The following is a 542-nucleotide window of genomic DNA, read 5'->3' on the forward strand; positions in this document are numbered from 1 at the left end:
GGACCAGACGCGCAACAACTTGTCCGTCCCGCACTCGCCGGGCTTCGATGAAGGCGACCGCGGTGCCGCGGCGTGGCTCCGATGACACATCTCACCCAAGCCGATCTGCGGCTATGGCTGGATGCCGTCAGGTATCGGCCTCTTTCGTCGGAATACCTCCTGCCCTGGCTCGAAGGCCCGTTGCGAAGATTCTTCCCATACCGGGGCTTCATCCTGGGCCATGGCGAACTCGACGCAGGCCAGCTGAAGCTCACTCACATGCTGGCGAGCGGCCATGAAGAGGCCTACCTGCATCGGATAGGGAACACATTCGAGCTGGCGCAACGCGGGTCMCTCAAATGGTGGCTGGCGAGCCGACAACCGTTCTACATCGACCTGGAGGCCCCGCCGTTCCATGCCAGCGACTTCGAACTCGACGAAATCGCCCAGTTCGGGCTGGGCAACGTCGCCATCCACGGCGTGCTCAACCTCAAGTCGACTGCGGGAACGTACTTCGGCTTCGCCGGGGTCAAGGAGCCGCTGGGCGAATGGCATCTTGAAGC

The 542-nt window shown here is 63.0% G+C and carries 1 pseudogene; it reads left to right on the forward strand.

Annotation, left to right across the window (positions count from 1 at the left end):
* Positions 1-81: 81 nt before the first annotated feature.
* A pseudogene (locus tag AC1DTN_RS38990) lies at positions 82-542 on the forward strand (hypothetical protein); the annotation flags it as partial.

The sequence above is a fragment of the Rhizobium sp. 01T444 genome, from assembly GCF_056398305.1.